General features: G+C 64.1%; 8 protein-coding genes. 6 read left to right on the forward strand and 2 right to left on the reverse strand.

The window, feature by feature from the left end; translation table 11 throughout:
* A partial coding sequence (gene polA / locus RMO81_RS09035) for a DNA polymerase I (RefSeq protein WP_310475503.1) occupies positions 1 to 2,628 on the reverse strand: 2,628 nt, incomplete at its 3' end.
* A gap of 111 nt (positions 2,629 to 2,739) precedes the next feature.
* Here polA and leuD point away from each other — a divergent pair.
* From leuD to RMO81_RS09065, 6 genes are all read left to right on the forward strand, one after another.
* Positions 2,740 to 3,339, forward strand: coding sequence for a 3-isopropylmalate dehydratase small subunit (gene leuD / locus RMO81_RS09040; protein ID WP_310475504.1), 600 nt, complete (start codon positions 2,740 to 2,742; stop codon positions 3,337 to 3,339).
* A 58-nt stretch (positions 3,340 to 3,397) separates the two neighbouring features.
* The gene (gene leuB, locus RMO81_RS09045; RefSeq protein ID WP_310475505.1) at positions 3,398 to 4,462 is read left to right on the forward strand and encodes a 3-isopropylmalate dehydrogenase; all 1,065 of its coding nucleotides are present in this window, start codon (positions 3,398 to 3,400) and stop codon (positions 4,460 to 4,462) included.
* The gene (locus RMO81_RS09050) at positions 4,459 to 5,088 is read left to right on the forward strand and encodes a DUF502 domain-containing protein (RefSeq protein WP_310475507.1); all 630 of its coding nucleotides are present in this window, start codon (positions 4,459 to 4,461) and stop codon (positions 5,086 to 5,088) included. Before leuB ends, RMO81_RS09050 begins: the two co-directional genes overlap by 4 nt.
* A complete protein-coding gene (locus tag RMO81_RS09055; RefSeq protein WP_310475508.1) occupies positions 5,085 to 6,308 on the forward strand; it encodes a cation:dicarboxylate symporter family transporter in 1,224 nt (407 codons plus the stop codon). The genes RMO81_RS09050 and RMO81_RS09055 overlap by 4 nt, the downstream gene beginning before the upstream one ends.
* Positions 6,309 to 6,361: 53 nt before the next feature.
* Positions 6,362 to 7,402, forward strand: a complete 1,041-nt coding sequence (locus tag RMO81_RS09060) for an aspartate-semialdehyde dehydrogenase (protein WP_310475510.1) — start codon at positions 6,362 to 6,364, stop codon at positions 7,400 to 7,402.
* A 143-nt stretch (positions 7,403 to 7,545) separates the two neighbouring features.
* Positions 7,546 to 8,148, forward strand: a complete 603-nt coding sequence (locus RMO81_RS09065; protein ID WP_310475511.1) for an outer membrane beta-barrel protein — start codon at positions 7,546 to 7,548, stop codon at positions 8,146 to 8,148.
* 57 nt (positions 8,149 to 8,205) lie between these two features.
* On the opposite strand, the gene RMO81_RS09070 is transcribed toward RMO81_RS09065, so the two are convergent.
* Positions 8,206 to 8,442 (reverse strand): CoA-transferase (locus RMO81_RS09070; RefSeq protein ID WP_409049602.1); only part of this gene is annotated, 237 nt, incomplete at its 5' end.

Consider the following 8,442-nt stretch of genomic DNA (forward strand, 5'->3'; position numbering starts at 1 on the left):
CGGCACTTCGAACACCAGTTCGTCGTGCACCTGCAGCAGCATCTTGGTCCCCGTCAGGCCCGCCTCAGCCAAGGCACCCGGCATCTGCACCATGGCGCGCTTGATGATGTCGGCCGCCGTGCCCTGCACGCGGGCGTTGACGACGGCGCGTTCGGCGAACTGGCGCTCGCCCTGGTTCTTGGAAAGGATCAATGGCGCGTTGCACTTGCGGCCGAACAGCGTCGTGACGAAGCCAGCCTCTTTCGCAAAGGCAATCGTCTCGGCCATGTAATTGCGGATGCCGGGGAAGCGGCTGAAATACAGCTCGATATAGCGCGCCGCCTCGCTGCGATCGATGCCCAACCGGGCCGCCAGGCCAAAGGCGGAAATGCCGTAGATGATGGAGAAATTGATGGTTTTCGCCCGGGCGCGGGTGTCGCGATCGACATGGCCAAAAACTTCCTTGGCGGTGAGCGCGTGGACATCGCCGCCCTCGGCATAAACCGTCTTCAATTCCGGCACGTCGGCGATATGGGCGACCAGCCGCAGTTCGATCTGGTTATAATCCGCCGCCATGATGACATTGCCCGGCGCGGCGACAAAGGCGTGGCGGATGCGCCGGCCCAGTTCGGTGCGGATCGGGATATTCTGCAGATTGGGATCGTTCGAAGAAAGTCGCCCAGTTGACGTGGCGGCGAGGTGGAAATTGGTGTGGACCCGGTCGGTGGTCGGGTTGATCTGCTGCTGCAGCGCGTCGGTGTAGGTCGATTTCAGCTTGGAATGCTGGCGCCAGTCGAGCACCCTCTGCGCGATGGGTGCGCCTTCCTCGGCCAGCCGCTCCATCTCGCTGGCATCGGTGGTCCAGGCGCCGGTCTTGCTGCTCTTCTTGCCGCCCTTGTATCCCAGCTTGTCGAACAATATTTCGCCCAACTGCTTGGGGCTGCCGATGGTGAAGGGGCCGCCGGCGAGTTCGTGGATCTCCAGTTCCAGCCGGCTGATCTCGACTTCATACAGCGCCGACAGGCGGGCCAGTTCGGCGCGATCGACCTTGATGCCGGCCATTTCCATCTGCGCGATCACCGGCAGCAGCGGTCTGTCAACCTGCTCGTGAATGCTGGTCACCTGTTCCTTCCACAGGCGGCGGCGGAAGCCCTGCCACAGGCGGAAGGTCACATCGGCATCCTCGGCGGCATAATCGGTCGCCTTGCGCAGATCGACCTCGGCAAAGCTTTTCAGCCCCTTGGCGACATCCTTGTAGGCAATCGGCGTGTGGCCAAGATGCCGGGCCGACAAATCATCCATGCCGTGGTTCCAGCGCCCGGCATCAAGCGCGTAACTGAGCAGCATTGTGTCGTCATACGGCGCCAGCACCGGCACGCCGTGGCGGGCCAGCACGATCAGATCATATTTCAAATTCTGGCCGATCTTCAGCACCGCCGGATTGGCAAACAGCGGGTTCAGCCGGGCGACGGTTTCGGCAAGGCCCAGCTGCGGCGGCCGCTCGGCAAACATGCCGTCGCCGGTGCCGTGGGAGACCGGAATATAGCAGGCCTTGCCCGGCGCTGTGGCCAGCGAAATGCCGACGAGATCACAGCGCATCTGATCGGTGCCGGTGGTTTCGGTATCCACCGCCACTGCGCCCAGCCTGAGGCTTTCCCCGATCCACCAGTCCAGCCGCTCCAGCGTCGTCACCGTCTCATAATCGCCGTGGGTGAAGGCGACTTCATCCTCTGCCACCGCCGCTGTGGACGGGCGGTGCGTGTTCGGCGCCGGCCCGCCCGCGCCGCTGCTGTCCAGCTTGGCCAGCATGGCACGGAAACCGTGCTTTTTCAGGAAGGCCGCCAACGGTTCGTGCGGCGGCTCCTTCAGGGTCAATTCGTCCAGCCCGGCGGGCAGCGGCAGATCATCCTTCAGGCGCACCAGCTCACGCGACAGCCGCGCCATGTCGATACTGGCGGCCAGCGTTTCCTTCAGCTTGGGCTTCTTGATCGCCGCGATATTGGCGATCACGCCTTCAACGCTGCCATATTCGCTGATCAACTCGGCGGCGGTCTTAGGGCCAACGCCCTTCACGCCGGGGATATTGTCGGCAGCGTCGCCCATCAGCGCCAGCACTTCACCCACCTGTTCGGGCGGCACGCCGAATTTCTCGATCACCTCAGCCCGGTTGATCAGCTGGTTTTTCATCGTATCGAGCATGTTGATGCCTGGTTCGATCAGCTGCATCAGATCCTTGTCGGACGAAACGATGGTGACGTTCATCCCCGCCGCCCGCGCCGCCACGGCATAACTGGCGATGATGTCGTCGGCCTCCACGCCGGACTGTTCGAAACAAGGCACCGAAAACGCCCGCACCGCATCGCGGATCAGCGGGAATTGCGGGATCAGGTCTTCCGGCGCTGGCGGGCGGTTGGCCTTGTATTGATCATACATATCGTTGCGAAAGGTGTGGCTGCCGGCATCCAGAACCACGGCAAGGTGAGTCGGGGCCTCGGCCTTGTTCAATTCCGCAATCAGCTTCCACAGCATGGCGGTGAAGCCATAGACGGCACCCACCGGCGTGCCCTGCGGATCGGTCAACGGCGGCAGCCGGTGATAGGCGCGGAAGATGAAGCTGCTGCCGTCGACGAGATAAAGATGCTGGGCCATGCATGGCTTTTAGGCTTGTCCGCTGCGCGGTGAAAGCACGATTGCTGATGAACTTGAGCATCGGCAAAGCCAACGTTGCAGGCGGCTTTGCGCTGTGGCATCGCGCTGGTCATGCAGCCCTTCACCACCCTCTCCGGCCATGCCATCCCGTTTGGCGCCGCCAACATCGATACCGATGTGATCATCCCGGCGCGCTTTTTGAAGACCATCAGCCGGCTTGGGCTGGGCAAGGGCGCCTTTTCAGCGCTGCGCGAGAATCCGGACAATGTGTTCGACACCAACGCTGGCGCACCGATCCTGATCGCCGGCCATAATTTCGGCTGCGGTTCCAGCCGTGAACATGCGCCGTGGGCGCTGGCCGATCTGGGCATCCGCGTCGTCATATCATCGGGCTTTGCCGATATCTTTGGCGGCAACGCCTTCAAGAACGGTCTGCTGCTGGTGACGCTGCCGCAGGAGGCGGTGGACCGGTTGATGGAAGTGGCGCGCGACGGCCAGGCGATCACGGTCGATCTGGAAAATCAGGTCGTCACCACGCCATTTCAGGACCGGTTCGAATTCGCCATGGATCCGTTCCGCAAACAATGCCTGGTCAGCGGCCAGGACGAGATCGGGCTGACGCTGGGCATGGCCAACACCATCACCGCGCATGAAACCCGGCTGGCGGCTGAACGGCCATGGATTGCTGGGGCCGCCCACAGCAAGGGCTGATCTGGCCCCGCCATTCGACCCGGTTGGCAGCGCTGCGCGTTGCCGGTAAGGGCAAAGGATGACCAAGACCCTTCTGCTCCTGCCCGGTGATGGCATCGGCCCCGAAGTCACCGCTGTTGCCCGCCGCGTGGCTGGCCGCCTGATCACCGGCGGTCTCGCCCTCACCGTGGAAGACGCGTTGTTCGGCGGCGCCAGCATCGATGCGACCGGCGTGCCGCTCACCGATGAAACGCTGGCCCGCGCCAAGGCTGCTGATGCAGTGCTGATGGGCGCCGTGGGCGGCCCGCAATGGGCCAGCCAATCCTATGACAAGCGCCCCGAAGCCGGGCTGCTGGGCTTGCGGGCCGGCATGAATGTCTATGCCAATCTGCGCCCGGCGCGCTGCTTTTCGGCGCTGGCAGACGCATCTTCGCTGAAGCGCGCCTATGTCGACGGTCTGGATATCCTGTTCGTCCGCGAACTGACCGGCGGCGTCTATTTCGGAGCCCCGCGCGGCGTCGAAACCCTGCCCGATGGCCAGCGCCGCGGCGTCAACACCCATGTTTATACGACCAGCGAAATCCAGCGCGTTGCCCGCATTGCCTTTGAACTGGCCCGCACCCGCACCGGCGGGGTCTGCTCGGCGGAAAAGGGCAATGTGATGGAAGCCGGGCTGATGTGGCGCGAGGATGTGCAGGCGCTGCGCGACGCTGAATATCCCGATATCACGCTGTCCCACATGCTGGCCGACAATATGGCCATGCAGCTGGTGAAATATCCCAAGCAGTTCGACGTGATTCTGACCGACAATCTGTTCGGCGATATCCTGTCGGATGAAGCCGCGATGCTGACCGGGTCGCTGGGCATGTTGCCGTCTGCCGCCATCGGCGAATCCGGCACGCCGGGCCTGTATGAGCCCATCCACGGTTCAGCCCCCGATATCGCCGGGCGCGGCGTCGCCAATCCGTGCGCCTCGGTGCTCAGCTTTGCCATGGCGCTGCGTTACAGCCTGGGTGCGCCGGAACTGGCCGCCAAGGTGGAAGCCGCCGTGGAAGCCGCGCTCGATGCCGGCGCCCGCACGCCCGATCTGGGCGGCACCATGTCCACCACGGCCATGGGCGACGCCATTTTGGCCAACCTTTGATCCGCAAATTCCTCAGCCCCTTCGCCACCGGGTTGCTGTTCCTGGCGCCGGTGCTGCTGACCCTGATCCTGCTCAACTGGCTGGCGGGCTATCTGATCGCCGCGCTTGGTCCCAGAACACCGCTTGGCCAATTGCTCGGCACGGCGGGCATGTTCTTCACCCCGTCGCCGCTGGCGGCTTTCTGGGCCGGCATCGGCATGGCGGCGCTGCTGGTTTGGCTGGTTGGTCTCGCCGTGCAGACGCGCTTTCGCCAGCGGCTGGAGGGCGGGCTTGATGGCCTGATCGCCCGCATCCCGGTGCTTGGCCCGCTCTATCGCCCGCTGGCGCAGTTCGTGCGCATGATGGGCAGCAGCCCCGGCGGCGAGATGAGCGGCATGTCGGTGGTGTCGGTCAGTTTTGGCAATCATGTCGAAGCACTGGCGCTGCTCACATCGCCACGCTTGCATGATTTCGGTCAGGGCCCGCGCTACCTCATCCTCATCCCGACCGCGCCGGTGCCAGTGGGCGGCGGCATGTTGTTTGTGGAGGCCAGCCGGGTGAAACCAGTGCCGTCGATGGGTATTGACGATCTCGCCAAACTCTATGTCACCATGGGCACGCTGGCCGGTGCGGAGGCAGGCAAATGAACCTTACGCTGCGGATTTTCCTCGCGCTGCTGGCCGGGCTGGTGGTGGGCGCGCTACTGCCCGCCGACATTGGCACGCCGCTGCTGCCGGTCACCGATGCCATCGGCAATTTGTGGCTGCAGGCGCTGCAGATGACGATCATCCCGCTGATCGCCGGGCTGCTGTTCACCGGTATCGCCCAATCCGTGGGCCAGGCCGGCGGTGGCACGCTGGCCGGGCGGGCGCTGCTGGCGTTCTTCCTGTTGCTGGTGTTTTCGGCCGGCTGGTCGATGATCTCCGTGCCGCTGCTGCTGGATTGGTGGCCGGCACCAGCGGCCTCTGCAGCGGCCATCGTGGCGTCCAGCGCGGCCACGGCAGCACCAGCGGGCGACATCAAGATCGACTTGGGCCAATGGCTGCTCAGCCTTGTGCCCGCCAACATCTTCGATTCGCTGGCCAAGGGCGACATGCTGCCCGTCGTCACCTTCATCGCCGTGTTCGCGTTGGCGGCAACCAGGCTCGATGATGATCGCCGCCACAATCTCGTGAACCTGTTCGATGCCGTGAAGGATGCCATGCTGGTGCTGGTCGGCTGGATTTTCGTGGTGGCGCCGCTGGGCGTGTTCGCGCTGGCGGTGAGCGTCGGGATCAAGGCCGGGCTGGGTGCGTTCGGCCTGCTGGGCCATTATATCGCCGTCCTGGTGCTGGTGCAGGTCGGCCTGATCATCCTGGTCTATCCGCTGGCGGTGATCTTCGGCCGCGTTGGCCCGCTGGCCTTTGCGCGGGCGGCGCTGCCGGCGCAGGCGGTCGCCGTCTCCACCCAGTCCAGCATCGCCAGCCTGCCGGCAATCTTTGACGGTGCCGAACGGCTTGGCCTGCCCGAAGCCACCAGCCGGGTGGTGCTGCCGCTGGCGGTGAGCATCTTCCGCATCACCTCCCCGTGCGCCAATGTCGCCGTCGTCCTCTATTGCGGCCATCTCTATGGGATGGAGCATTCGGCGCTGGCCTTTCTTGGCGCGCTGCTGGCGGCATTGGTGGCAGCGGTGTCCACCGGCGGCCTGCCCGGCTCCATCACCTTCCTCGCCGCCTGCGTGCCGATCGCCAACGCCATGGGTGTGCCCATCGCCGTGCTGCCCGTGCTGCTGGCGGTGGAGCTGGTGCCCGACGTGTTCCGCACACTGGGCAATGTGACGGCCGATCTGGCGGTGACCGCCATCCTTGGCCGCGACCGCATACGCTGAAAACTGGACTCTGAGCGCCAATCCGCTAACAGCCGCAGCCCAAGGAGTTACACATGGGCTACAAGGTTGTTGTTGTGGGCGCCACCGGCAGTGTCGGGCGCGAAATGCTGAACATCCTGGCGGAACGGCAGTTCCCGCTTGATGATATTGCCGCCCTCGCCTCGTCGCGTTCGGTGGGCGAAACGGTCGAGTTTGGCGAGACCGGCCGCGAGATCAAGGTGCAGAACCTTGAACATTTCGATTTTACCGGTTGGGATATCGCCCTGTTCGCCGCTGGTTCCGGCCCGACGAAAATCTTTGCCCCCAAGGCCGCCGCCCAAGGCTGCGTTGTCATCGACAACAGCAGCCTGTTCCGCATGGATCATGACGTGCCGCTGATCGTGCCGGAAGTGAACCCCGAAGCCATCGACGGCTATAAGAAACGCATGATCATCGCCAACCCCAACTGCTCGACCGCGCAGATGGTGGTGGCGCTGAAGCCGCTGCACGATGCCGCCATCATCAAGCGCATCGTGGTCAGCACCTATCAATCGGTGTCGGGAGCCGGCAAGGACGGCATGGACGAACTGTTCACCCAAAGCCGCGCCATCTTCGTGGGCGACGAGCCGGTGAACGAAAAGTTCACCAAGCGCATCGCCTTCAACGTGATCCCGCACATCGACAGCTTCCTTGGGCCGGACAGCGGCATGGACGGGTACACCAAGGAAGAGTGGAAGATGACGGTGGAAACCCGCAAGATTCTCGATCCCGATATCGAAGTGACGGCGACCTGCGTGCGCGTGCCGGTGTTCGTCGGCCATTCGGAATCCATCAACGTCGAATTCGAAATGCCGATCACCGTGGCCAAGGCGCAAAGCCTGCTGCGCGCGGCACCGGGCATCATGCTCGTCGACAAGCGCGAGGACGGCGGATACGTCACGCCGGTCGAATGCGTGGGCGAATATGCCACCTTCGTCTCCCGCGTGCGCAAGGATCCAACCGTGGAACACGGCCTGGCGCTGTGGTGCGTTTCCGACAATCTGCGCAAAGGCGCGGCGCTGAATGCGGTGCAGATCGCCGAACTGCTCGGCCGCCGCCACCTGAAGAAAGGCTGAACAAAGCAGGGCAAAGCTGGGGCAGTTTTTGCCTCAATTCCCTGAAATTGCCCGATTTGGTTCAGCGGGCGGCCAGATGCAGTGGCCTAGTTCCGTGTGCAGCCGGCACCCCCCATCGCCGGCATCACACAAGGAAACTGATCATGTCGCGTCTACCCTTTGCCCTGCTTGCCGCTGCTGCCATCGCTGGCCCGGCCGCGGCCCAGGAAGCCACCAATTTCAACGGCCCGTTCGTCGGTGTGCAACTGGGCTGGCAGCAGGATCGCCAGTCGCTTGACCTCGGCACCGTGCCGCCGCTGACCACCCGCGCCAAGGGTGACGGCCTCGCTTATGGTGGCCAGCTCGGCTATGACTTCAACCTCGGCAGTGCCGTGCTCGGCGTCGAAGCCTCGCTCACCGGCCGCACCGGCACCAACAGCTTCCCGACCTTTGATCTGGAAGCCGGCCGCACCGTCAACGTGACCGCCCGCGCCGGCTGGCTGGTAACGCCGGAAGGCCTGCTCTATGCGCGCGGCGGCTATTCCAACGCGCGTTTCTCGATCACCAACCCGGCCGGCGGCGCCGAAAACCGCGACGGCTACACCGTGGGTGCCGGTTACGAACATATGCTGGCCAAGAATGTTTCGGCCCGCATCGAGTATAACTACAGCGATTACGGCAACGACAATCTGCCCGGCATCGGCGGCGGCGCCACGCTGAACTATCACCGTCACGCGGTGATGACCGGCGTCAACTTCCGCTTCTGACCATCGGGATCGGAAGAAAGCCGCCGGCAGCCCCCCGCTGCCGGCGGTTTTTCCGTATCAGGCCTCGAAATGGCCTTCGGTGCGGGCGCGCAGCGTGCCCAGATCGATGCCCGGCGCCAGTTCGATCAGCTTGAACGCCGCACCCTTGGCCGGACGCGCCAGCACGGCGAGTTCGGAAATCACCATGTCCACCACGCCCTTGCCGGTGAGCGGCAGGGTGCAGGCGGTCTTGAACTTGGCGCTGCCGTCCTTGGCGTTGTGCTCCATCAGCACGATGATCTTTTTCACGCCAGC

The sequence above is a fragment of the Sandarakinorhabdus sp. genome, assembly GCF_031422795.1.
Taxonomy (GTDB): Bacteria; Pseudomonadota; Alphaproteobacteria; order Sphingomonadales; family Sphingomonadaceae; genus Sandarakinorhabdus.